The organism is Polaribacter reichenbachii (assembly GCF_001975665.1).
Taxonomy (GTDB): domain Bacteria; phylum Bacteroidota; class Bacteroidia; order Flavobacteriales; family Flavobacteriaceae; genus Polaribacter; species Polaribacter reichenbachii.
In genome coordinates this window covers 1,312,717-1,337,608 of sequence record NZ_CP019419.1, presented here as the reverse complement: position 1 = coordinate 1,337,608, position 24,892 = coordinate 1,312,717, and the positions used below count along the sequence as shown (strand labels likewise).

Genomic DNA, 24,892 nt, shown 5'->3' with positions numbered 1-24,892 from the left:
ATAAAACCTCACAAATAATAAAATCTGTGAGGTTTGTAAAATAGCTATTTTAAAAATTGTTTACTTAATTTGAAATTTACTTTTAGCATCGCCAATTTTTACTACGTATTTACCTTTTGGTAAATAGAAAACATCATTTTGAGCGGCTTTTACTTTTGCTTTTTCATTTGCTTTCTTATAAGCTTTAAGACCATTTTTTGAAAAAGAAACATCAAAAGAAAACTCGTTAAAACCTTTGTCTGCTTTTACAGAAATTGAGTTTACTTTTACATCATCTTTATAAATATTTACGGTAGTTTCTTTTGCAGAACTTGAGTAAAAAGGGATACTTAATTCAGGTTCACTTGCTGCTCTCCACTGACTCCAAGAACGCCCCCAATTTCTACCTTTTCTAATATCAGAAATAGAAAAAATATGCGTAGATTTTGATAAAATTTCTTTTGTCATTTTTTGAACAGGAGCAATATCTGCTTTATATAAACTACGTCCGTGCGTACCAACAATTAAATGTTTTGCAGTTGGTTGAATTACCAAATCGTGTACTGCAACATTTGGCAAGTTTTTACTAAAGGCATTCCAAGAAGTACCTTTATCAAAAGAAACATATAAACCATTATCTGTACCTAAATACAACACATTTTCGTTTTCTGGATCTTCTTTAATTACATTTACTGCTGATGTAGGTATTGATTTACCTATATTTTTCCAAGTTTGTCCATAATCATCAGACATATATACATAAGGTGTAAAATCGTCTGATCTATAACCGTTTAAAGTTGCATACACTCTTTCTTTTTTGTGTGCTGATGCAATAACTCTAGTTACCCATAAATTTTGCGGTAAATTATTAGAAATCCTTGTCCAGCTTCCACCTCCGTTTTTTGTTAAATTGATATAACCATCATCAGAACCCACGTAAATTAAACCAAATTGAAAAGGACTTTCTGAAATTGTAGTTAACGTACCATAAGCAACATTTCCTTTTTTGCCTCCAGTTGTTAAATCGCCAGAAATGGTTTCCCAATCATCTCCTTGATTTAAAGATCTGTGTAATTTATTACCTCCTAAATATAAAATATCTTGATTGTGTTTTGACAATAAAATTGGAGTTTGCCAATTAAAACGATAAGGAGTTTCGCCTAAAGTGTGTTTTGGCTGAATGTAATTATTTCGTCCTTCTCTGTCTATTCTATAATAATTTCCAAATTGATAACCTGTATACACAATGTTTGGGTTTCTGTCATCAACTTGTACTTGCATTCCATCTCCACCCATAATCGATTCGTAAGGATTTTGACCAGATTGCTGCCAGCTTTTATTAATTCTTGCATTGTTTGCGCCAACCCAAACTCCATTGTCTTGCAAACCACCATACACTTTATAGTTTTTTTGATTGTCTGCATATACTGAGTAAAATTGCCCAACAGCAGGATCGTTTAATTTACTCCAGTTTTCTCCATCATCATAAGAAAGGTTTAAACCACCATCATTACCATTTAAAATATGACCCGATTTTTTAGGATTTACCCACAATGCTTGATGATCTGAATGTACATTTTCTCTACTAATAGACGTAAATGTTTTTCCACCATCTTTAGATTTTATGATAGGTACACCTAAAACGTAAATTCCGTTTTCATCTTGTAAATCTACTCTAATTTCACCAAAATAATATCCGTAAGAACTATAGACTCCGTTTAAAAAATCTTTGTGTGTTTTTTTCCAAGATTTACCACCATTTGTAGTTTTAAAAACTTCTGCTCCAATAACAGGAGTATCGAATAACATAGAGTTGGCATCTTCTAAATAACTCGCTAAATCTGCAGGTTTTACAGAACCTACTCTAACCATTTGCTTCACATTTTGTGCTCTATATTTTTCTTGAAATCCGTTGTTTTTTAAATAAGTATTTAATTTTTTATCCTCTAATTTTAATAAATCGTCTGTAGACATTGTTTTAAAATCTTCTTTAGACAACTCATCAGAAGCTTTTTTATCTGCATCTTTTGGTCTTCTAAATTGGCTATCATGCAAAGCATACACTGTGTTTTCATTAAAAACAGCTAAACCAATTCTACCAACTCCATCACCCACAGGAAATCCACTTTTATCAGCAATTTTTGTCCAGGTATTTCCTGCATCTGTACTTTTATAAATGGCAGAATTTTTTCCATCGCCATCAAAATTCCAAGCTTTACGCTCTCTTTCCCAAGAGGCAGCATACATAATATTAAAATTTTCTGGTGCAAATGCAACATCTATAATTCCTGTATCTTCATTAATAAATAATTTATTAGACCAAGTTTTACCACCATCAACAGTTTTAAAGATTCCTCTTTCTTTGTTTGATGAATATAAATGCCCAATAACACCAACTACAACTTCATCAGCATTATTTGGGTTGATAACAATTCTACTAATATGATGCGAATCTAACAAACCAACATTAGACCAAGTTTTACCTTTATCCGTAGACTTTAACATTCCAATACCAGCATAACTAGATCTTGATGAGTTTTTTTCTCCTGTACCTACCCAAATTGTTCCAGAGTTCCAATCTACAGCAATATCACCAATATTTTGTGTTGGAGAATTGTCTAAAACAGGTGTAAACGTAGTTCCGTTATTATTGGTATACCATAAACCACCAGAAGCATAACCAACATAAAATTCTGTTGTATTATTAGGGTTTACAGCAACATCTACAACTCTACCACTCATAACAGTGGGTCCAATATTTGTAAAGTTGATGTTTTTAACCAAAGAAGAATTCATCATTTTAGATTTCTTGGTTAAAGATTGATTTACGTCTGATGCGCTTGTGGTTTTTTGTTGACCAAAAACAATTGTTGAAAATAAAACGAAACTTAAGAGTAATGCTTTTTTCATAAAAAAAGGAAGTATTAGTTATTGATTGGTTACTATTTAACCCGAAAAGGGTAATTTTTTGACTAAAATATTAGTTTTTAAGGACTTCTTTTAGAATTTACTGTTAATTTTTATTAATTTGCGTTTAATTAATCAATTAAATTTTTTAAAAATGGGATTATTGTACACGATAATTATTGGTGCTATTTGTGGTTATATAGCAGATGTATTAATGAGAGATAATGGTTTTGGACTATTAGTAAATATTATTATTGGTATTGCTGGTAGTTTTGTTGGTGATTGGCTTTATGGGCAATTAGGCATAAAAATTAACGTAAACCCTTACTGGTTAGAAGATATTATAGTAGGTGCAACTGGTGCCATTGTAATTTTATTTTTAGTGGGTGTTCTAAGAGGAACTCGTGCCAAAAGAAGATAAATATTAAAAAATATTACAGAAAAAAAAAGGTGCTTAAATGCATCTTTTTTTATTTACAGCAAATAACAATACATAAGCAAAAGAATCAACCTACATTTGCACTCTATTAGAAATAATGAAAAAGTTGTTTCTTAAATACCATTTATGACATTTAAATCTTTAGGCTTATCTGATGCCTTTATAAAAGCAGTAGAAGAAAAAGGATACACAAAACCTTCTCCTATTCAGCAAAAAGCAATACCACAAATTTTACAAGGAAAAGATGTTTTGGCATCTGCACAAACAGGTACAGGAAAAACAGCAGGTTTTACCTTACCCGTTTTACAATATTTAACAGAAACAAAACACCCAAAATACAGACCTTTACGTGCTTTAGTGTTAACTCCAACAAGAGAATTAGCTGCACAAGTTTATGATAATGTAAGAGAATACAGCAAATATGTAAATATAAAATCTGCTGTTGTTTTTGGTGGTGTAAAACCAGCATCACAAATTGCTACACTAAAGAGAGGTGTAGATATTTTAGTAGCCACACCTGGTAGATTATTAGATTTACACGATCAAAAAGCGGTTTCTTTTAAAAGAATTGATGTTTTAATTTTAGATGAAGCAGATAGAATGCTAGATATGGGTTTTGTTAGAGACATTAACAAAATTATCAGTTTTATGCCTGCAAAGCGTCAGAATTTAATGTTTTCTGCAACTTTTTCTAAAGATATAAAAAAGCTAGCCAATGGTATTTTAAAAAACCCTGTTGAGGTTGAAACTGCACCACAAAATTCAACTGCAAAAAAAGTTACTCACAGTGTTTTTAAGGTTGATAAAAAAAGAAAAACAGAGTTTACTGTTAAATTGATAAAAGAGAATAATTGGAATCAAGTTTTAATTTTTACCAGAACAAAACACGGTGCCAATAAACTAACTCAAAACTTAGTAAAAGCTAAGATTTCGGCAGCTGCCATTCATGGTAACAAAAGCCAAGGAGCAAGAACAAAAGCATTAAGAGATTTTAAAGATAATTCCATTAGAGTTTTAGTGGCTACTGATATTGCTGCTCGTGGTTTAGACATTCCATTATTACCACACGTAATTAATTACGAATTGCCAAATGTACCAGAAGATTATGTACATAGAATTGGTAGAACAGGTAGAGCAGGCGCAAAAGGAGAAGCGATTTCTTTAGTTTGTAGCGAAGAAACTGAATATCAAAAAGAAATAGAAAAACTATTAAAAGAAGAATTAAACTCTACTGTAGTAGAAGGTTTTGAACCTACAGATACAGCTGCTCCCAAAAGAGCTGCTACACAAAAGAAAGGTTCTTTTAAAAAGAAAAGTAATTCAACGAGTTCTAATACTTCATCAACCAAAAAACCAAAAAGAAAGCCTCATTTTAAAGGAAATAAACCAAACAACTCTTCTGGAAGAGGTAGAACAGGAGCTCCTAAAAAGAAACGAATTTAGCTTGATTTTTTTCTGTTTATTTTATCATTACATTTGTAAGGTAAATTTAAATTCATATGAAATATCATCCTATAAACTCAGCATTATTTATTAAAAATCGTCAAAATTTTGCTTCACAAATGAAGCCTAAAAGTATGGCTATTTTTAATTCTAATGACATTTATCCTATAAGTGCAGATAGCACTATGCCTTTTGAACAGCATAGAGATATCTTTTATTTAAGTGGAGTAGACCAAGAAGAAAGTGTGTTGTTTTTATTTCCAGATTGCCCAAATGAAAGTTTAAGAGAAGTTTTATTTGTAAGAGAAACTAATGAACATATTGCTGTTTGGGAAGGGGAAAAACTTACCAAAGAAGCTGCCACTAAAACAAGTGGAATAAAAACAATTTACTGGCTACAAGATTTAAAAAAAGTATTGTTTGAAATGAGCAGTTATGCAGATACATTTTACATTAATACTAACGAACATTATAGAGCTACTGTAGAAACAGAAACTCGCGAAGACAGGTTTACAAAATGGTTATTGGCAAAATATCCAGCACATTCTGTTGCAAAAAGCAACCCTATTTTACAGAGGTTGCGTTCGGTTAAAGACCAAATAGAATTGGATTTAATGCAACAAGCGTGTAATATTACTGAAAAAGGTTTTAGAAGGTTATTAGGTTTTGTTAAACCTGATGTTTGGGAATATGAAATTGAAGCAGAATTATTACACGAATTTGTAAGAAATAGATCTAAAGGCTTTGCCTATACACCAATTATTGCAAGCGGTAATAATGCCAATGTTTTACATTATATAGAAAACAATCAGCAGTGTAAAAGTGGCGATTTAATTTTGTTAGATGTTGCAGCAGAATATGCAAATTACTCTTCTGACTTGACAAGAACAATACCAGTTTCTGGAAAATTTTCTAAAAGACAAAAAGCTGTTTATAATGCCGTAAATCACGTTAAAAAAGAAGCTACTAAAATGCTAACTCCTGGTGTTTTATGGAAAGAATATCATGTAGAAGTTGGTAAAGTAATGACGTCTGAATTGTTAAAATTAAATTTATTAGACAAAGCTGATGTGCAAAATGAAGACCCAAATTGGCCAGCTTATAAAAAATATTTTATGCACGGAACCAGTCATCATATAGGTTTAGACACGCATGATTATGGACTTTTACACGAACCAATGCAAGCTAATATGGTTTTTACTGTAGAACCCGGTATTTACATTCCCGATGAAGGTTTTGGCATTCGTTTAGAAGATGATGTTGTAATTCAGGAAAATGGAGCTCCTTTTAATTTAATGCAAAACATACCTATTGAGGCTGATGAAATTGAGGATTTAATGAATTAAGCTCAAATTACTTAAAATAAAAAAAGGCTAGAAATTAAAATTTCTAGCCTTTTTTTATAGTTCTCTATTTAAAACCTATCTTTTTAATCGACCAGTTGTATCTCCTTCTAAAATATTAATTACATCGCTTTCTGTAGCGTAATTTACATCACCCATATAAGTGTGTTTAATGGCACAAGCAGCACTACCAAACTCCATAGCTTTATAATCATCGAACTTTTGTAAACCATGAATAATACCTGCAGCATAAGCATCACCAGTACCAATTCTATCTATAATATGTGTAATATCTAAATCTTGAGTTTCTTTAAACTCTTTACCATTCCACATTCTTGCTCTAATTTTGTGCCAAGAAGAATTTATAGAGGTTCTAATTTTATCAAAAACTTTTTCTATGGATGGAAATTTCTCCATTAATTGTTTACTTGCCTCAATAAAATCTTCGTTAGAAAACGAATAATTTGTACCTAAAAGTTCATTAATTTCATTAACACCTCCAATAAAAATAGTAGAATAATGTACCAATTCTGTTAAAACTTCTTTTGGATCTTCACCATATTTCCAAAGTCCGCTTCTATAAGTAGGATCTGCAGAAACTTGCATTCCTTTTGCTCTAGCTAATTTTAATCCTTCTAATAAAGTCTCTTTACTTCCTTTATTTAAAGCAGGTGTAATCCCTGTCCAATGAAACCATTTTCCTTTTTTTAAGGCATTTTCCCAATCTACCATTTCTGGTTGAATTTCAGAAAAAGAAGAATGAGATCTGTTATAAGAAATAGAACTTGGTCTCATGACTGCACCAACTTCTAAAAAGTAAACACCTAAAGGTCTTTTAGAGCGTACAATTGCAGACGTACTTACATCGAATTTTCTTAAATAAGAAATAGCAGTGTCTCCAATAAAATCATCAGAAATACAAGAAATATGTTTTACATCTCCACCAAAATTAGCAATAGAAATACCAACATTTACTTCTGTACCTCCAAAATAAAACTCAACGTTATTAGATTGAATAAACTTTTTATTTCCACGAGGAGAAATTCTCATTAATACTTCTCCAAATGTAATTATCTGATTCATATTAAATTCTTTTACATGACAAAGATACTTCATAAAAACCTATAAAAAGATTATTTTATTTGTAATTATTTAGCAAAAAACCTACAGATAAAACAACTCAAAAACCTTAATAATAAAGGGTTTTATAGAATTACAATTCCATTCGAAGAAAAAAAAATCCGAAGAAAAATAGACAAAAAGATAAAAAATACGGAAATTGGTTAACCAATTTAGTTCTAAATAAAACTATACTTTTAAAGAAGTTATAAAACCAATTGTTTGGTTATTAAAAGTGTCTGGTTGCTCAACATTTACCACATGACCACAATTATCAATTACAAAAAGCGATGCTTTTTTATGTAGTTTTACAATATTTTCTATAGAAGGTAAAAACAAATGATCTTCTGCACCCATAATATATAAAGTAGGTATTTTTATATCTTTTGCTCTAAAAAAACGCAATAATGGGTTTATTTCTGATGTTAACTTAAACCAACGTAAAAACTCTTTTTGATATAATTTTTTTGCTTCGTTTACAAAAAGCAACCTTGAGTTTTTATGATTTTTTTTAGGCATAATTATAAAAGCAAAAAGCTTATACAACAACATATAAGGCACCACAGATTTAAAAATATTACCAACCTTCATTAAAACTTGAGAGCGGAAATTCATTTTTATAATTGCACCACCCATTATCATACTTTGTACTAATGCTGGCTTTTTTTCTGCTAAATTTCTTATTAGAATTGTACCCAAAGAAATACCAACAAAATGAGATTTTTCTATTTTTAAATGATCTATTACCTCAACAATATCTGCAGTTATAGAATCGAAAGTATATTTAGGGTTAAAAGTGTCTTTTAGTTTAGGTTTACTGTTTCCATGACCTCTTAAATCTAAAATTAAAACATTAAAATGCTTCTTAAAATCGCGAACTTGTTTATACCAAATAGAACTGCTACCTCCTGCTCCATGAACAAAAGTTACCCATTCTTTAGCGGTTTTATGAGGATATGAGTAGTAATTTAACAAGTATATTTAATATATTTCTAAAATAAAAAAACAAAAATAGTCTTTTTTATTTTATCCTAATTAAAACCAAAAAATTAACTTAAATAAGCAAACTAAACTCTTAAGTTAAACCTATATTTGCGAAAATTTGTTTTCCTGAAAAAAATTATCTGCATAATAGTATTTATAGCTTTTGCTTTTAGACCCATATATCACCTGGCATATATTGGGTATTATCAGCTTAATATAGATTATATTATAGAAACCTATTGTGTTAACAAAAGCAAACCAGAATTGCAGTGTAATGGTAAATGTCATTTAGCCAAACAGATTTCTACAGATATAAATACTTCTGACGACGATGTAAAAGGTTTAAACATTATTACTGATGCTTTTTTCCCTGTTTTTCTTCAAAAAAATGATGAATTCACTGCAAAATATTTAGATCGTTTTCATAAAAAAACAATCAGAAATAAGAACTCTTTGCATTCTTATGCTCATCTAAATAAATTAGAACAACCTCCAGATTTTCTTTCTTAAATAGCGCTTATTTTACAAAACACTATCATACAATTTTATAGAATTATTTCTATAAAGTTGCTATGCTATAACAAATTACAATCTATTTACTAAAAACTAAAATACGATTAAAATAAACACGTATTTAAAAAAGAAAATAATGAAAATTACAAAATACATTGTTGCATGTTTTATTGCAATATCAATCACAGCTTGTTCATCAGAAGACGAAGAAATAATTACAGGAGAAGGTAAAGTTACCTTAGAGTTCGATAATTCTTACTTAACATCAGATTTATTATTAAGCACAGCTTCTTACTCAGCTAATGAATCTGAAGAAATTACAATTTCTGATGTAAAATACATTGTAAGTAACATCCGTCTAGAAAATTCAGAAGGAGAAGTTTTTACCTATCCAAAAGAAGATTCTTACTTTATTATAAGCGAATCAGATACAGACTCACAATTTATAAGCCTTTCTAATGTGCCAGCAGCAGATTACACAAAAATTACTTTTGGTATTGGGGTAGATCAAGAAAAATATTTAGAAGGTGCAACTGGTCAAGGAGACTTTTTAACCTTAGCACAAGATGCTGGTATGATGTGGTCTTGGCAAGCAGGTTACAAGTTTTTTGTTTTTGAAGGACTTTATACATCAGACGAAACCACTACAGAGACTGCTTTTGCATTTCATATGGGTAGTCATGGTTCTTCTGTAGACAATTACAAAGAAGTTACTTTAAGTTTAACAAACACAGCAAGAGTAAGAACAACTTCTACTCCAGAAATTCATGTAGTTGCAGATCTTTCTAATATTTTATCTGGTACAACAACTTTTTTATTAGACGATGCTGCTCAAATTCATGTAGATGCTGTAAAATCGCCACAAATTGCAACCAATGTTAATGGTATGTTTGTGGTAGATCACGTACATAATTAATCTTATTTAGATAACGCAACCAGAAAATTTCTGGTTGCGTTTTAATATTAAATATGAAAAAAATAATTCTATTTTTTTTAGCAATTTGTACGTTAATTTCTTGTGATAAAGAGGATGTTTATACTGCTTTACCCAATTATATAGACTTGCAAATACCAAGTAATTTTCCTGATTTGGAATATGATTTATCTAAAAACCCTTTAACTGATGAAGGTGTAGCTTTAGGTAAAAAATTATTCTACGAAGGCAGATTGGCATCCGACAATATTATTGCTTGCGGATTTTGTCATGAACAAGCTTCTGCTTTTACGCATCACGGCCATACAGTAAGCCATGGAGTTGATGGCGCAATTGGTTTTAGAAATGCACAACCCATTCAGAATTTAGCTTTTTTTACTGAATTTACTTGGGATGGAGCAGCAATTCATTTAGATCTACAGCCAATAATACCCATTACAAGCGAAGTAGAGATGAATGAAACCATACCTTCTGTTTTGGCAAAATTGAGTTCTTATGCAGAATATGAACAATTATTTACCAATGCTTTTGGTGATGCAGAAGTTACATCAGAAAGAATGTTAAAAGCACTTTCTCAATTTATGGTAACTATGATTTCTAGCAATTCTAAATACGATAAAGTAGTTAGAAACGAAGAAAATGCAACTTTTACAACAGTAGAAAGTAAAGGTTTAGAAATTTTTAATAATAAATGCGCCACTTGTCATTCTGGTGCTTTATTTACTGATAAAACTTACAGAAATAACGGAGTTCCTTACAATACAAAATTCCCAGAAGAAGAAGGCAGAAAACGCGTTTCTGGTTACGAATCTGATTTTTACAAATTTAGAGTACCAAGTTTGCGAAACGTAGCTTTATCTTTTCCTTATATGCATGATGGAAGATTTGGAACTTTAGAAGATGTTCTTAATTTTTATTCTAATGGAATGACTGAAAACGGAGGAATTGTAGATCCTTTATTAGTAAAAAACGATGGCAGTTTAGGTATCGATTTAACTTCGGATGAAAAAACTGCTTTAATTGCTTTTTTAAACACATTAACAGATAATACATTTATAAACGATGAACGCTTTGCAGAATATTAAAATAAAAAAATCAATACTATTTTTAGGATTTGTATTGCTTACTTTTCAAAGTTTTGCAAATCATAATTTTAAAAATTGTTCTAATCACGAGCCAGATTCTTTTGAGTTTTTCTTTTGCGATTTATGCGGATGCTCTACAAGCAGTGGTTCTTTTGGTTTAGGAACTTTAAATAACGCTAGCTTTGTTGGTGTGCGTTACATTTATCAAACATTTGAATCTAAAGATGGTATTTTTTCAAACTCGCCAACAAGCGAAGAAAATTTTCATACTTATCAACTTTGGGGAAGATTGCCTATAAATGAGAATTTATATGTGAGTGCCATTTTACCATATCAAGATTTAAAAAGAACTTACACAGATAGAGAAGAAAATATTAATGGTTTTGGAGACGCAACAATAATGAGTTGGTACAAATTTAAATTTTACAAAAAAGTAGATGAAGAAAAAGCTAAATTGTATACAAATGTACAAAGAGAACCTTCAGGGCATTCTTTAGAAATTGGTTTGGGAGCAAAATTACCAACGGGTAAATTTGAACAAGTTTTAACAGACAGAGTAAACCCAGGGTTTCAATTAGGAACTGGTAGTTTAGACGGTATTTTAGGGCTTGCACATAGTTATGGTTCAGATAAATTTGGCGTAAATACGAGTTTAACTTATTATTTTAAAAATGAAAACAAGAATGAATATAAGTTCGGGAATCAGTTTAGTTATGCCTCTAATTTCTTTTATGCAATTTCTAAAGAAAAGTATATGCTTTTGCCATTTGTAGGACTTTCTGGTAATATTTATGACAAAATTGAACAATACCAAGAAGAAATTCCGAAAACAGATGGTAATGTTTTTAACGGAACTTTTGGTGCAGAAATAACCACCAAAGATTTTATTATTGGTGCAAATTACACCTTACCAATTTCTCATAATTTGTTTGGTGGTAATGTTACTCCCAAACAATCTTTATCAATTTATTTAAACTTTAATTTAAATAATTAAGATAAAAAATGATGTAAAAAAAGGCGAGCATTTCTGCTCGCCAATCATCATTTGAATTAAGAACAATTATTCTACTATCAAAGTATATTGTGGAGTTGGATTTAAAGGACAGAAATACACATATTCCCCTTTTTTAAGCGTAACTTCTTTAGAGGTTTCTTTGGTATTGTTTTTTACTTGTGCAGTAACATAAGCATTTTTAATGTGTGCTTTTACATCTGCTTTTGGCGCTAAAACAAAACCTACATTATGACCAACATTGGTGTTTGCAATTTCAAAAATATACGTTCCTTCTGATAAGGTAATTTGTTTTTGAGTAAACTCACCTTTTGTTTGTTCTAAAGAAACTGTTTTTACTGCTTCTTTCATCATTTTGTCTTGTGCATTTGTGTTAAATGCAAAACCTAATACGATTACTACTACTGCTATTAATTTTCTCATAATTTCTACTATTTAATTTATTAATTGTTATTTATATTGATAAAGATTCTAATGGTTCTGCAACAGGAAAATCTACAGGAACTTCTGTTGTTTTATGAAAGTAATTGGTAATGGTAATCTCACCAATTAATAAAATTGCATCTGCTAAATTTCCTTTTGTATAACCAGCTTCATAAAAGTTTTCTATAGCTTCTGGTGTTGCTGCTCCTCTATTAATTGCAACTGATTTTGCAAATTTTGATAAAGCATCTAATTTATTATCAAAAGAAGCATTACCTGTTCTTAATTCTAAAATTTGATCTTCTGTAAAACCATTCATTTTACCAATTGCTGTATGTGCAGATAAACAATACACACATTCGTTTACTTGACTTACAGCTAAATTGATTACTTCTTTTTCTTTGGCAGAAAAACTAGTTTTAGCTTGTCCGAAAGCTAAAAAGTTACCTAATGCAGTTTCACTATGTGCAAATGCTGCATATAAATTTGGTACAAAACCCAATCCTTTTTCTAGTTGACCAAAAATGGCTTGGTTATTTTCTGATACTTCATTTCTTGTTGGTACGTTAAATACACTCATAATTTCTATTTTTTTTTGCTGATATTTTTCAGCGATTATTTTAATTAATTATTGTTTTTAATTTTATATTCTTAGTTTTTACACTCACAAAGTTGTTGTTCTGAGTTTTGCTCATCGTAAGTTTGGTAACCCCAACAGTTAGGGCATTGTATGCTTTCTATTGTTTTCATATTTGTTGATTTTTTTTAGTTATTATTAATTGACACTGCAAAGATGCAACCATCATCAACCTTTAAAAATGGACAAAAGTTCCTTTGGTTTGGACAGTAAAAATTTATTTACTTAATCTGTCTATTTTGCTTCTTAAATTTCTTTCTGTAATTAAACCTGTATGTTTATCTACAGCTTTACCATCTTTAAAGAAAACCAAAGTTGGTATGTTTCTAATTCCGAATTTTGCTGCTAATTCTTGGTTGTTATCTACGTTTACTTTTTTAATAGTAACATTGTCTTTTAACTCGTCTGCTAATTTGTGAATTGTAGGCAATAATGTTTGGCAAGGGCCACACCAATCTGCGTAAAAATCTAATAGAACAGTAGAGTTATTTTGTATGATATCGTTTGCTTGAGTTTGTTCTAATTGTATTTCCATTTTTGTATTTGTTTTAATTATACTGCAAAGATGCAACCAACATCAACCTTTAAAAATGGACAAAAGTTCTTACTGTTTGGACAAGGAAATAAAGTTGGCAAAAATGCACGCGTGAAGGATTGAACAATTTGTTTGAGCTCTTTTAAAGTTTGATAAAACTTTAAAAAGCGAGTTGAGAAAGCCTGACTTTTTGCTGATGGTAATCAGTAAAAAGACACGCCCAAATTATTATTAAAATGATACTAGAAATAGATTTAATATTCCTTTTTAAACTGAAGTGGAGATTTTAAAATGGCCTTGGTAAAAAAGCGTGTAAAGTAAGCAGGATCGTTAAAACCGAGCTCAAAAGCAATTTCTTTAACGGTTTTATCTGTGTAAATTAACAAGCGTTTTGCTTCTAATAAAATACGGTTTTTAATAAATTCTGATGGAGTTTTTGCACCCAATTTCTGAAAGTGTTTGGTAATCGATTTTGGCGAAAGGCCTAATCTATTTGCGTAGTCTGTTACGGTGTGCATGTTTTTAAAATTCTGCTCTACCAACAAACTAAAATCTTTAAAAAGACGTGTTTCTGTGTCTTCTTTTATTACGTGATTTTCTTTCTTAATACGCACAGAATTTATAATGAATTGCTTTAAATACGATTGCAACATATCATACTGTGCTGTTTCATTTTGCTGAAATTCTTCTATCAGATTTTCTAGAATATAGTTGAGTTTTTGGGTGTCTTTTTCGCAAGGTTTTACAAAAGGAGTTTCGTAAATATTGTTGAACAAAATTCCGTTACAAGCTACTTCTGCATCGTGTGTTTGTATGCAGTAAAAATCTCTTTTAAATGTTAATTTATAAGCCGTTTTTATTTGTTCTGAATCTACTGTAAAAACTTGACCTGGTGATAAGAAAAACAACACGTTGTCTGTAAAAGTATATTGTTCAAAATCGATATTATAGGTTCCATTGCCTTCTTGAATCCAATAAATGGAATAGTTATTTTGTTCTATTGAATGATCTATTGTACAGGCTTTTTCAAAAGCAACTGTACTTACCGAAAAAATATCTTTAAAAGAATAGTTTGTAATGTTTTGTACTGCCATTTTTGTGTTTTGTTTGATGTTGGTCGTAAAAAATGATGGAAACTTAGCTTATTAATTTGTTTCTAAAAGAATTAAACTCGAATTTCGTTAACTACGAATAAAAAATATTAAAATGTTAGGTATTCGTGTTAACATTGTACGTAATTTAAGTGAACAAGCTATTTCTTATTTGACAAATTACATTATATTTACCAATAAAAATCATAAACCGCTTACAGTCAATCACTTCTTATTTGACACTTATTTGACAAATGATAGAAACAGAACTAAAATCACTTCTAAAAGACCTTGTTAGTCATTCACAAGAAACTGAATGGCTCGAATTCAAACTTAATTTCCATTCTAATCAAGAAATTGGAGAAAGAATATCTGCTTTATCCAATGGTGCTTGTCTAAGTAAAAAACAATATGGTTTTCTAATTTTTGGTGTTGAAGATAAAACCCACAATATAAAAGGAACAACTTTTAAAGTAAAAACAGCCACGAAAGGGAATGAAGAATTAGAAAATTGGTTAATTCAAAGACTAGACCCAAAGATAGACTTTAAAACATATGAATTTGAATATTCAAAAGGAATAAATATCAGTATGTATGTCATTCCTGCTGCAATAAATAGACCAGTTAAATTTATTAACCAAGCATATATTAGAATTGGTAGCTATACTAGATTACTTAAAGATTTTCCTGATAAAGAATCAAAAATTTGGAATAGAAAAGATAGTATAAAATTTGAGCTTCAATTAGCAAAAGAAAATTTGGATGGAGATTCAATTGTTTCTCTTTTAGATACACAAACCTATTTTGACTTATTAAAACTACCATACCCATCGAACAGGCAAGGAGTAATTGAAAAATTCATTTCAGAAAGTTTAATAATAAAAAAAACAACTAAATACGCAATCACTAATTTAGGAGCGATTCTATTTGCCAAAGACCTAGAAGAATTTCCTGATTTAAAAAGAAAAGCTATTAGAGTTATTGTTTATAGACACAATAATAAAATTGAAACAGTACGAGAACAAATTGGAAGAAAAGGCTATGTTTCAGGTTATCAAGGATTAATAGATTGGGTAAATAGTCAATTACCTGCAAATGAAGAGATAGGAAAAGCATTTAGAGATGATAAAAGAATGTATCCTGAAATTGCTGTAAGAGAACTATTAGCCAACGCTATAATTCACCAAGACTTTGAAGAAAAAGGTTTTCCTATGGTAGAAATATTTTCTGATAGAATTGAAATTACAAACCCAGGAACACCACTTATTACACCTGAACGTTTTATTGACGAATATCAATCTAGAAACGATATACTTGCTGATTTAATGAGAAGATTAGGAATCTGTGAAGAAAAAGGAAGTGGTATTGATAAAGTGATTTTTTACAACGAGATATATCAATTACCTGCACCTGATATTCTTATTCAAGAAAAGCATACAAAAGTCATAATGTATTCCTACAAGACATTAAATCAAATGGATAAAAAAGATAAAATAAGAGCTTGCTATCAACATTGCTGTTTAAAATATGTCTCTAATGATAAAATGACAAATCAATCATTAAGAGAGAGGTTTAAAATAGAAAGTAAGAATTCAGCAATTGCTTCAAGAATAATTAAAGAAGCATTAAAAGATAATGTTATTAAAGAAGATGACCCAGAAAGTAACTCAAGAAAATATAAAAAATATATACCATTTTGGGCATAATTCTTATTTGATGGTTATTTGACAAAAACAAACAACCTTTAATAAAAATAACTGAAAATCAAGGCATTGTTATTTGACAAATATAAAAACCACCACTAACACCTTATATAATTTATTACTAGTTATAAACTACTTACGAAAATCCTCTCGGATTTCCTATCTATAATTTATTTACTAACCTTAAAGCTGAAACACGCAACGAAATCAAACACAACCCCGTTAGCGAAATTTCTTCAAATTCAACAATACAAAAACCAACAAAGCTGGTAAAACCCAACCTAAACTGTGGTTTGCTAATGGAATAATACTTTTAATTCCGGTTAAGTTTTCTCTTGGAATTATAAATCCTAAAAAATCTGGAATACTAAAAATAAAGGTTACTAAAATAACACCTCTAAACACCAATTTAGATGCGTATTTATCTGGCACAATATTTAGTAAAATTAGCATAATAGTTATTGGATACAAAAACATTAAAGCTGGCACTGCTATAGTAATGATAAAATCTACTTGATAACTACCCACAAAAACTCCGATAATTGAAGCAACAGCAGCTGTAATTATGTAAGCATTTTTAGAATCATTACAAATTCCTTTTATATAATCTGCTGTACCTGTTACAATACCAACAGCAGTTGTAAAACAAGCCAAAGCAACTAAAACACTTAAAAAAGTAGCTCCTAAATCTCCTAAAGTTTGTGTACTTAAACTGGTTAAAATTTCGGTTCTAGATGCGTTTTCTGCGAAGGTTGATGACAATAAAGAACCACTTAAAATTAAACCTCCATAAATTAATAATAAACCTGTACCTGCTATAAAACCTGCTTGTCTAATTAGTTTTCTTTTGGCATCGAAAGTGGTGTGCGAACTATAATTTAAAGAGATAATAATTACGGCTCCTACAACTACACCTGCAATCGCATCAAATGTTTGATAACCTTCTAAAATACCATCTACAAAAGGTTTTTTTAAAGTTGATGGATTTACAGTTCCTTGAGCTGTAAAAGTTACTATTGCAATAATTAGTAATAAAATAATTACAATAATAGGAGTTAAAAACTTACCTATTAAACTGATGATTCTTGAACGATTTACCGAAAAAATAAAAACCAATAAAAAGTAAATAATACTGGTTAAAATTGGTGAAGAATCAAAAAATGGCTGAATTGCAATTTCGTGTGTAACTGCTGCAGTTCTTGGAGATGGAATTGCAACAGCAATAATGTAGATTAAAAAGCAAAAAATGGTACTAAAAACAGGCGAAACTTTTTTACCAAAATCAAATAAAGTTCCTTGTAGTTTAGCGTGTGCAAAAATTGCCAAAATAGGAATGGTTACTCCTGTAAGTACAAAACCTAAGACAACAATCCACCAATCTAAACCTGCTTTTGCCCCCAAACTTGGAGGTAATATTAAATTCCCTGCTCCAAAAAAGAGTGAAAATAACGCAAAACCTGCAATCCAAATTTCTTTTGTTTTATTCATAAATTAATCTATTTTTTGAAGATTTAAATCGTGAAAATCAAAACTAAAATCTGTAATTGGTGCAATGTATTTCATCGTTGCACTTTTTGCATTTCCATTTTCATCAAACGTAAAGTTTACAAAAACATCTGCATCAAAACTTCTATTGTTCCATTTTGCCACATAAGTTGTTTGGTTAAAAGGCAATAATTGACCTGTAATATCTGTAGATCTTTTACTTTTTATAGTGTACTTATTATCATCAAAAGAAATGATAACATCACCAAACCAATTGTCTGTATATGTACCTACAATTTGAGATGGTTTTGGTAAATTTTCATCACTTTTTGCAATCTCAACTTTTTTATAAATACTCGCTTTTATACTATCATTATATTGTAAATACTTCGTATTTCTATCACCATACGTTTTTAGCCAATTTCTATTTTTATAACCTAAATAACTGTCTTTTATAGTATTTGTAATGGTATTAAAAGCATTTCCATTCATTTGATTTGTAAGAACTATAATCCCCAAGTCTAAATCTGGAATCATAGTAAACTGAGTAACTGTACCTAACAACCCTCCTGTATGATACACTTGTTTGTAACCACCTTTTACATCTGTTAAAAACCAACCTAAACCATAGCCTTTAAAATTAGAATTGTACCAATCTCCTTTATTTACTTTTAAAGGTGTTTGCAGTTGCCATAATTCGTGAAATTGGTTTGTGCTTAGCAATCTTTTTCCTGATGCAGTTACAGCATCATTCATTAAAAAATTTGCCCAAGTTAACATGTCTTTTACGTTGCTTACAATTCCGCCAGCAGCATTTGCAGTTTCGCTCCAATCATGAGGAATTTGTATTACTTTACCTTCTGTTCTAGTATGTGCATCAATAATATTAGATCTGTCTGTAACTCTGTTGTAAGATGCTTTACTGTTTGTCATCCCAACAGGTTTCATAATTTTTGTTTCAATAAATTCTTCCCAAGAAAGACCACTTATACGTTTTAAAACTTCGCCAGCAATAATAAACATATTGTTGTTGTAAGCAAACGTGCTTCTAAATGAAGTTTCTGGTTTTAAATATTTTACATTATTAATAACATCTTTTACTTTAAAATCATTTCCTTCTGGGAAAAACATTAAATCGCCTGCGCCTAAACCCATTCCACTTCTGTGAGTCACCAAATCTCTAACCGTAAAATTCTCTGTTACCCAAGCATCATACAATTGAAATTCTGGAATGTGTTTTCTTACTTTATCGTCCCAATTTAGTTTACCTGCATCCACCATCATTGCTAATGCAAAACAAGTAAAACCCTTACTATTTGATGCTACACCAACCAAAGTATTTTCGTTCATTTCTTTTTTATTGGTTAAAGAACGAACACCAAAACCTTTGGAATACACCATTTTCCCGTCCTTTAAAATACCAACAGAAATTCCTGGAACATCAAAAGTGGTTAATGTCTTTTGTATTAAATTATCTAACGTTTTTTCTTTGATTTGAGCATTGATCTGAAAAGAAAATATCGTTAAAATGAATAGTATAAAAGTGTATTTTAATTTGAACATAGAATGTTTATTTTAATACTTGAAATATACATATTTTTGCTTGATGCAGAAATCAATCACATTCAAAAACGCAAACATTTCTTTTTCTGATGTAGGAAAAGGAACCCCAATTGTTCTAATTCACGGATTTTTAGAGAATTCCACAATGTGGAATAATATTACACCTCAACTTTCTAAAAATAACAGAATAATTACAGTTGATTTGTTAGGCCATGGAAACTCAGAAGCTATTGGTTACATACATTCTATGGAATTATTTGCAGAAAGTATTGATGCTGTTTTAGAGCATCTAAAAATTAATGAATATTTTTTAATTGGGCATTCTTTAGGTGGTTATGTTGCTTTGGCTTTGGCTGATAAAAATCCGCAGAGAATAAAAGGTTTATGTTTAATGAATTCTACTTCTAACGAAGATTCTGAAGAACGAAAAAACTTAAGAACAAGAGCAAATAAAATGGTTCAAAATAGTTTTGAATCTATGGTGAAAATGTCTGTTTCAAATTTGTTTCATCAAGAGAATTTATCAAAATATAAAAACGAAATTGAAGAGATTAAAGTACAAGCTTTAAAAACTACTGTTCAAGGTTATATGGCTGCAAATGAAGGGATGAAAAACCGCCCAAACAGAAACCATATTTTAAAAGAAAACTCCTTTAAAAAGTTGATGATAATTGGTGAAAAAGATCCAGTTTTAGATTTTAAAGTTTCTATTGATGAAGCCGAAAAAACCAATACAGATTTTGTTATTTTTCCTGATGGACATATGAGTCATATAGAAAATAGAGAGGAATTAATTAGTGCTTTAAATGGTTTTGTAAAGAGCTGTTAATATTGACTTTGCACAAAAAAACTAATTTAGTTAACTTATAATTAAATGAATTAAAACACTCCTTAGCATTATAACTAAACAAATCTTTCTATAAAAAAAGTGCAAATTTAAAAATCTGCACTTTTTGTTTTATAAATTATAACCTGTTTTTTACTCACTCTTTAAACTATTCCAACCCTGAGCTTTTAATTCAATTTCTTGATTTGCTCTTGTAATTAATTGTAAGCCTTGGTTTTCTGCAGTTACGTGACCAATAATAGAAAAATTAGGATTTGCTTTTACCTTATCAAAATCAGCAATTGGCACTGTAAATAAAAGTTCGTAATCTTCACCTCCACTTAAAGCCACCATTGTAGAATCTAACTCAAATTCTTCGCAAGTAGAAATAACTTGAGGGTCTAAAGGCAATTTATCTTCATAAATTTTACAACCCACTTTACTTTGCGTACAAATATGAAAAAGCTCTGAAGATAATCCATCAGAAATATCAATCATAGCAGTTGGTTTTACTTCTAATTCTTTTAATAAACCAGCAATATCTTTACGTGCTTCTGGCTTTAATTGACGTTCAATTAAATACGTATAATTGTCTAAATCTGGTTGATTATTTGGGTCTACTTTAAAAACTTGTTTTTCTCTTTCTAAAACTTGTAATCCTAAATAAGCAGCACCTAAATCTCCAGAAACAACGATTAAGTCTGTTTCTTTTGCGCCATTTCTATACACAACATCTTCTTTTTCTGCTTTACCAATGGCAGTTACAGAAATTAAAATTCCTTTTGTAGATGATGTTGTATCTCCACCAATTAAATCAACTTTATACGTATCACAAGCCAACTGAATACCTGCATATAATTCTTCTATAGCTTCTAAAGGAAAACGATTAGAAACAGCAATAGAAACTGTAATTTGTTCTGCAGTTCCATTCATTGCATACACATCAGATAAATTTACCATTACAGCTTTATAACCTAAATGTTTTAAAGGCATATAACTTAAATCGAAATGTACACCTTCAATTAATAAATCTGTGGTTACTAAAGTTTGCTTTTCTGAAGCATCTAAAACTGCTGCATCATCTCCAATTGCTTTTAAGGTTGATGCATTTTCAACTTTAAAATATTTTGTAATATGATTAATTAAGCCAAACTCACCTAGTTCCGCTAAAGATGTTTTTTGTTGATTTTTGTCTTCTAACATTTTGCAAAGATAGTTACATTCTAAAAAAGGAAAGAATTAGTTTAACAGAGAAAAGAGATAATATTTCAATTTATAATGTATTTTTGGAATAAAACTGATTTTCAATATGAAAAAAGCTTCTCTAATTCTCTTTTTTTTAACACAAGTACTCTGTTCTCAAACTCCTTGTACAAACGGATTTTCAGGTATTTATCCTTGTAAGGATTACGATTTACTTTCTCATTTTTCAATTTCTGAAATTGCAGGTTCTGGAGCAGAAGGAAATGATAGTTGGGGATGGACAGACCCAGATACACAAAGTGAATATGCTTTAATGGGTACAAATAAGGGCATCACATTTATTAATATTACAGATCCATTAGCGCCAATAATTTTAGGGACTATAGAAACTAGCACTGTAAATAGTTCTTGGAGAGATGTAAAAGTATATAACAATCACGCTTTTATTGTAAGTGAAGCCAATAATCACGGAATGCAGGTTTTCGATTTAACAAGACTTAGAAACATTACAAATCCTCCAGTGGTTTTTCTTGCTGATACACATTTTACAGAGTTTGGTACAGCACATAATATTGTAATTAACGAAGAAAGTGGTTATGCGTATATAGTTGGCGCAAGTAGAAGTTCTACTTACAAAGGTGGCCCAATTTTCATCAATATACAAAACCCTATAAACCCAATAATAGAAGGTGGTTTAAGCGAAGGTGGTTATGCTCATGATGCACAAGTAATTACGTACAATGGTCCAGATTCAGATTATACAAGCAAAGAAATTTTAATTGGTAGTAACGAAAGTGAAGTAGTTATTGCAGATGTTACCAATAAAGCAAACCCAACTATAATTTCTACAATAAGTTATACTGATGTAAGATATGCACACCAAGGTTGGTTTACAGAAGATTTAAAATATTTTATTTTAGGTGATGAGCTAGACGAATTAAGAATAGGAAACGGCACAAAAACGGTAGTTTTCGATTTTACAGATTTAGACAATCCTTTACATCATTTCGATTATTTTGGTAGAACAGCAGCAATCGATCATAATGGTTATGTAAAAGATAATATTTATTACCAAGCAAGTTATACTGCAGGTCTTAGAATGTTAGATATTTCTGATATCAAAAACAAAAATATGACTGAGGTTGGTTATTTTGATACTTACCCAAATAACAATAACACAGCTTTTAATGGAGCTTGGAATGTATACCCATATTTCCCTAGTGGAAACATCATTATTAGCGATATTGATAATGGCTTTTTTGTCATCAGAAAAAGTGGAACATTAAGCTTAGAAAATCAGAATTTAGAATTGGGGTTTTCTATGTTTCCTAATCCAGCATCTAACCAAACGACTATTAAATCTTTAAATAATGAATCTATTAAAAACATTAAAGTTTACTCTTTAGTTGGGCAAAAAATAGCGGAAGAAAACAACATCAATAACACTCAATTCCAACTAAATATTGGCAATATTAAAAAAGGAATTTACTTTATTAAAATTAATGATAATCAAACCACAAAATTGGTCGTTAATTAAAACAACTTTCAAAAAATGAGAAGAATTTGTTTTGCTGCAATACTGTTGCTATTTGTTTGCTGTACTAAAAAACAAATTGAAAATCTACCCACTTTATACGAAGGTGTCCCAAACTTTGTAAAAACTTTTGGCGGTACTAAAAACGATGTTTTTAATTCTGTTGTAGCCACTTCAGATGGTGGTTATGCCGTTTTTGGTTACACACAAAGCAACGATTTAGATATTGAAACAAAAACAGACGAGGGTTTCGATTTTTGGATAATGAAATTTTCTTCGGATGATAATTTACTTTGGCAACAAACTTTTGGAGGTTCTGATGACGATAGAGGTGCAGATATTATTACTACAAACGATGGTGGTTTTGCACTTTTTGGTTACAGCAAAAGCTCAGATTTTGATGTTTCTAATAATGCAGGTGCTCAAGATTTTTGGCTCTTAAAAATTACTGCAGATGGAACAATTTCTTGGGGAAAAAATTTTGGTTTTATTGGTGCTGATACTGGTACAACTTTATTACAAACATCAGATAATGGATTTTTAATTACAGGTGTTTTAGATGTTACTGCATCAAATGGAGAAGGCAATGCAAAAACCGCTCAAAAACACGCTGGTGGAGATGTTTGGGCCATTAAAACAGACAATTCTGGTAATTTAGAATGGAGTAAATATTTTGGAGGTTCTTTTACTGACACCCCTTTTGGTATTGTAGAAACCTCAGATAATAACTACATAATTGCAGCTTCATCAGATAGTGACGATTTTAATGTTTCTAACAATTTGGGAACTTACGATTTTTGGATTTTAAAGATTTCTGCTGAAGGAACTCTAATTTGGGAGAAAAATTTTGGAGGTTCAGAAATTGAAGAACCAAGAGGAATTACAGCCACAAACGATGGTAATTTTATAATTGTTGGTGATACCAGAAGCTCAAACCAAAATGTTAGTTTTAACAATGGTGCAGCAGATTTATGGATGCTTAAAATTGATACAGATGGAAATCTAATCTGGGAAAAAACATTTGGAGGCACAAGCTTTGATGTAGCTCGTTCAATTTCTAAAACACAAGATAATCACTTTTTAATTGCAGGCTATTCTAGAAGCTCAGACAACGATTTTACAAATATTGGGCAAAGTGATGCTTGGCTTTTAAAGGTAGATAATTCTGGTAATTTAATCTGGCAAAAGTTTTTTGGTGGTACAGAAAATGATTTCCTTTTTGATGCTATTGAGTTAAACAATCAATCTATAATTGCAGTTGGTGAGAGTTCTAGTTCAGACAACGATATTCCTGAAAACAAAGGCTTTTCTGATGCGTTAATTATAAAAACAGAAAAATGAAAAAATATATAAACTTAGTTTTTTTATCAATAATTTTATTTACTTCTTGTAGTGAAGACAATGATCAAGAAATAAATAAGGTTGATGTTACTCTAAAATTCACACACCATTGGGCAGGAACATCTGTAACATCCGAAGATTTTAATGAGTTTAAATTTACTACCGAAAATGGAGAATCTGTAAGTATAGAAAGATTAAGATATTTGGTTTCTAATATCATTTTAGATGCTGATTCTAAAGATTATCAACTTATAAATATTGGTGAAGATTCTGGTTTTGAAATTGAATTTAATGAGGTTACAATAGGTACAAAATCACTAAAATTTACTTTTGGTTTTACTGATGAAGATAATATAGATGGCGTTTATCAAGATTTAAATTCTGTTAGTTTTAATGTACCAGGAATGATGGGTGGTGGTTATCATTTTATGCAATTTGATGGTAAATACAAAGACCTAAATAATGCTGATGCTAGTTTTAATTATCACGTAATTAGAGCTGTAGATATGTCTGATTCTGATAATTTAGTGTTCGAAGACACTGCTTTCGAAATAGATTTGGGCAACATAGAAATTACAAATAATGCTACCATAGAAATTAAAATGGATATTTCTGAATGGTTTAAAAATCCAAATACCTGGAATTTAAACGAGCTAAACACAGTTTTAATGCCCAATTTTGATGCTCAAAAATTAATGAATGCCAATGGAAAAACCGTTTTTTCTCTGGGTGACGTAAGTCAATAATTTAAAACAAAACTTTTGTAAATAAACAGAGGGTTGATTAAATCAAC

At 30.2% G+C, this 24,892-nt stretch carries 22 protein-coding genes; 12 read left to right on the top strand and 10 right to left on the bottom strand.

Annotation, left to right across the window (positions count from 1 at the left end):
- Positions 1–60: 60 nt before the first annotated feature.
- Positions 61–2,889, bottom strand: a complete 2,829-nt coding sequence (locus tag BW723_RS05615) for a VPS10 domain-containing protein (protein ID WP_083139756.1) — start codon at positions 2,887–2,889, stop codon at positions 61–63.
- A gap of 151 nt (positions 2,890–3,040) precedes the next feature.
- Here BW723_RS05615 and BW723_RS05610 point away from each other — a divergent pair, with 151 nt between their 5' ends.
- The 3 genes from BW723_RS05610 to BW723_RS05600 all read left to right on the top strand — a co-directional run bounded on the left by BW723_RS05610 (position 3,041) and on the right by BW723_RS05600 (position 6,114).
- Entirely contained in the window at positions 3,041–3,307 is a 267-nt protein-coding gene (locus BW723_RS05610) for a GlsB/YeaQ/YmgE family stress response membrane protein (RefSeq protein WP_068361073.1), read from the top strand.
- Between the two features lie 144 nt (positions 3,308–3,451).
- Positions 3,452–4,768, top strand: coding sequence for a DEAD/DEAH box helicase (locus BW723_RS05605; RefSeq protein WP_068361074.1), 1,317 nt, complete (start codon positions 3,452–3,454; stop codon positions 4,766–4,768).
- A 56-nt stretch (positions 4,769–4,824) separates the two neighbouring features.
- Positions 4,825–6,114 (top strand): aminopeptidase P family protein, encoded by a 1,290-nt coding sequence (locus BW723_RS05600; RefSeq protein ID WP_068361075.1) that lies wholly within the window; start codon positions 4,825–4,827, stop codon positions 6,112–6,114.
- Between the two features lie 75 nt (positions 6,115–6,189).
- Here the strand turns inward: BW723_RS05600 and BW723_RS05595 are convergent, their stop codons facing one another.
- Both BW723_RS05595 and BW723_RS05590 read right to left on the bottom strand, forming a co-directional pair.
- Positions 6,190–7,194: a sugar kinase gene (locus tag BW723_RS05595; RefSeq protein WP_068361078.1), complete on the bottom strand. Its 1,005-nt coding sequence runs from the start codon at positions 7,192–7,194 to the stop codon at positions 6,190–6,192.
- Positions 7,195–7,419: 225 nt separating this feature from the next.
- Complete coding sequence (locus BW723_RS05590) at positions 7,420–8,205, bottom strand: alpha/beta fold hydrolase (protein ID WP_068361081.1); 786 nt, start codon at positions 8,203–8,205, stop codon at positions 7,420–7,422.
- Between the two features lie 273 nt (positions 8,206–8,478).
- On the opposite strand from BW723_RS05590, the gene BW723_RS05585 reads away from it, so the two are divergent.
- The 4 genes from BW723_RS05585 to BW723_RS05570 all read left to right on the top strand — a co-directional run bounded on the left by BW723_RS05585 (position 8,479) and on the right by BW723_RS05570 (position 11,740).
- Complete coding sequence (locus BW723_RS05585) at positions 8,479–8,724, top strand: hypothetical protein (protein WP_068361084.1); 246 nt, start codon at positions 8,479–8,481, stop codon at positions 8,722–8,724.
- Positions 8,725–8,863: 139 nt separating this feature from the next.
- A complete protein-coding gene (locus BW723_RS05580) occupies positions 8,864–9,643 on the top strand; it encodes an MbnP family protein (protein ID WP_068361087.1) in 780 nt (259 codons plus the stop codon).
- Positions 9,644–9,696: 53 nt separating this feature from the next.
- Positions 9,697–10,746, top strand: coding sequence for a cytochrome-c peroxidase (locus tag BW723_RS05575; RefSeq protein ID WP_068361090.1), 1,050 nt, complete (start codon positions 9,697–9,699; stop codon positions 10,744–10,746).
- Positions 10,724–11,740 (top strand): hypothetical protein, encoded by a 1,017-nt coding sequence (locus BW723_RS05570; RefSeq protein ID WP_068361093.1) that lies wholly within the window; start codon positions 10,724–10,726, stop codon positions 11,738–11,740. The genes BW723_RS05575 and BW723_RS05570 overlap by 23 nt, the downstream gene beginning before the upstream one ends.
- Before the next feature lie 66 nt (positions 11,741–11,806).
- Here BW723_RS05570 and BW723_RS05565 read toward each other — a convergent pair whose 3' ends face one another.
- The 4 genes from BW723_RS05565 to BW723_RS05550 form a co-directional block, all read right to left on the bottom strand.
- Positions 11,807–12,181, bottom strand: coding sequence for a plastocyanin/azurin family copper-binding protein (locus BW723_RS05565; protein WP_068361102.1), 375 nt, complete (start codon positions 12,179–12,181; stop codon positions 11,807–11,809).
- Positions 12,182–12,212: 31 nt separating this feature from the next.
- Positions 12,213–12,761 (bottom strand): carboxymuconolactone decarboxylase family protein, encoded by a 549-nt coding sequence (locus BW723_RS05560; RefSeq protein ID WP_068361108.1) that lies wholly within the window; start codon positions 12,759–12,761, stop codon positions 12,213–12,215.
- 274 nt (positions 12,762–13,035) lie between these two features.
- Positions 13,036–13,353 carry a thioredoxin gene (gene trxA, locus BW723_RS05555; RefSeq protein ID WP_068361111.1) on the bottom strand — a complete coding sequence of 106 codons (318 nt, stop codon included), beginning with the start codon at positions 13,351–13,353 and terminating at the stop codon, positions 13,036–13,038.
- Between the two features lie 254 nt (positions 13,354–13,607).
- Positions 13,608–14,447: a helix-turn-helix domain-containing protein gene (locus BW723_RS05550; RefSeq protein WP_068361116.1), complete on the bottom strand. Its 840-nt coding sequence runs from the start codon at positions 14,445–14,447 to the stop codon at positions 13,608–13,610.
- Between the two features lie 251 nt (positions 14,448–14,698).
- Here BW723_RS05550 and BW723_RS05545 point away from each other — a divergent pair, with 251 nt between their 5' ends.
- A complete protein-coding gene (locus tag BW723_RS05545) occupies positions 14,699–16,150 on the top strand; it encodes an ATP-binding protein (protein WP_068361119.1) in 1,452 nt (483 codons plus the stop codon).
- 219 nt (positions 16,151–16,369) lie between these two features.
- On the opposite strand, the gene brnQ is transcribed toward BW723_RS05545, so the two are convergent.
- Together brnQ and BW723_RS05535 are read right to left on the bottom strand one after the other, a co-directional pair.
- Positions 16,370–17,635: a branched-chain amino acid transport system II carrier protein gene (gene brnQ, locus BW723_RS05540; RefSeq protein WP_068361122.1), complete on the bottom strand. Its 1,266-nt coding sequence runs from the start codon at positions 17,633–17,635 to the stop codon at positions 16,370–16,372.
- A 3-nt stretch (positions 17,636–17,638) separates the two neighbouring features.
- Positions 17,639–19,195 (bottom strand): serine hydrolase, encoded by a 1,557-nt coding sequence (locus tag BW723_RS05535; protein WP_068361125.1) that lies wholly within the window; start codon positions 19,193–19,195, stop codon positions 17,639–17,641.
- A gap of 43 nt (positions 19,196–19,238) precedes the next feature.
- Between BW723_RS05535 and BW723_RS05530 the strand changes: the two genes are divergently transcribed.
- Positions 19,239–20,024 (top strand): alpha/beta fold hydrolase, encoded by a 786-nt coding sequence (locus BW723_RS05530; RefSeq protein ID WP_068361128.1) that lies wholly within the window; start codon positions 19,239–19,241, stop codon positions 20,022–20,024.
- A gap of 150 nt (positions 20,025–20,174) precedes the next feature.
- Here the strand turns inward: BW723_RS05530 and thiL are convergent, their stop codons facing one another.
- Positions 20,175–21,224, bottom strand: a complete 1,050-nt coding sequence (gene thiL / locus BW723_RS05525; protein WP_068361131.1) for a thiamine-phosphate kinase — start codon at positions 21,222–21,224, stop codon at positions 20,175–20,177.
- 106 nt (positions 21,225–21,330) lie between these two features.
- Here thiL and BW723_RS05520 point away from each other — a divergent pair, with 106 nt between their 5' ends.
- From BW723_RS05520 to BW723_RS05510, 3 genes are read left to right on the top strand one after another with little or no spacing between them, the layout of a single operon-like run.
- Positions 21,331–22,761 (top strand): choice-of-anchor B family protein, encoded by a 1,431-nt coding sequence (locus BW723_RS05520; protein WP_068361134.1) that lies wholly within the window; start codon positions 21,331–21,333, stop codon positions 22,759–22,761.
- Between the two features lie 15 nt (positions 22,762–22,776).
- A complete protein-coding gene (locus BW723_RS05515) occupies positions 22,777–24,099 on the top strand; it encodes a hypothetical protein (protein ID WP_068361137.1) in 1,323 nt (440 codons plus the stop codon).
- Positions 24,096–24,845: an MbnP family protein gene (locus tag BW723_RS05510; protein WP_068361141.1), complete on the top strand. Its 750-nt coding sequence runs from the start codon at positions 24,096–24,098 to the stop codon at positions 24,843–24,845. The genes BW723_RS05515 and BW723_RS05510 overlap by 4 nt, the downstream gene beginning before the upstream one ends.
- Positions 24,846–24,892 lie beyond the last annotated feature (47 nt).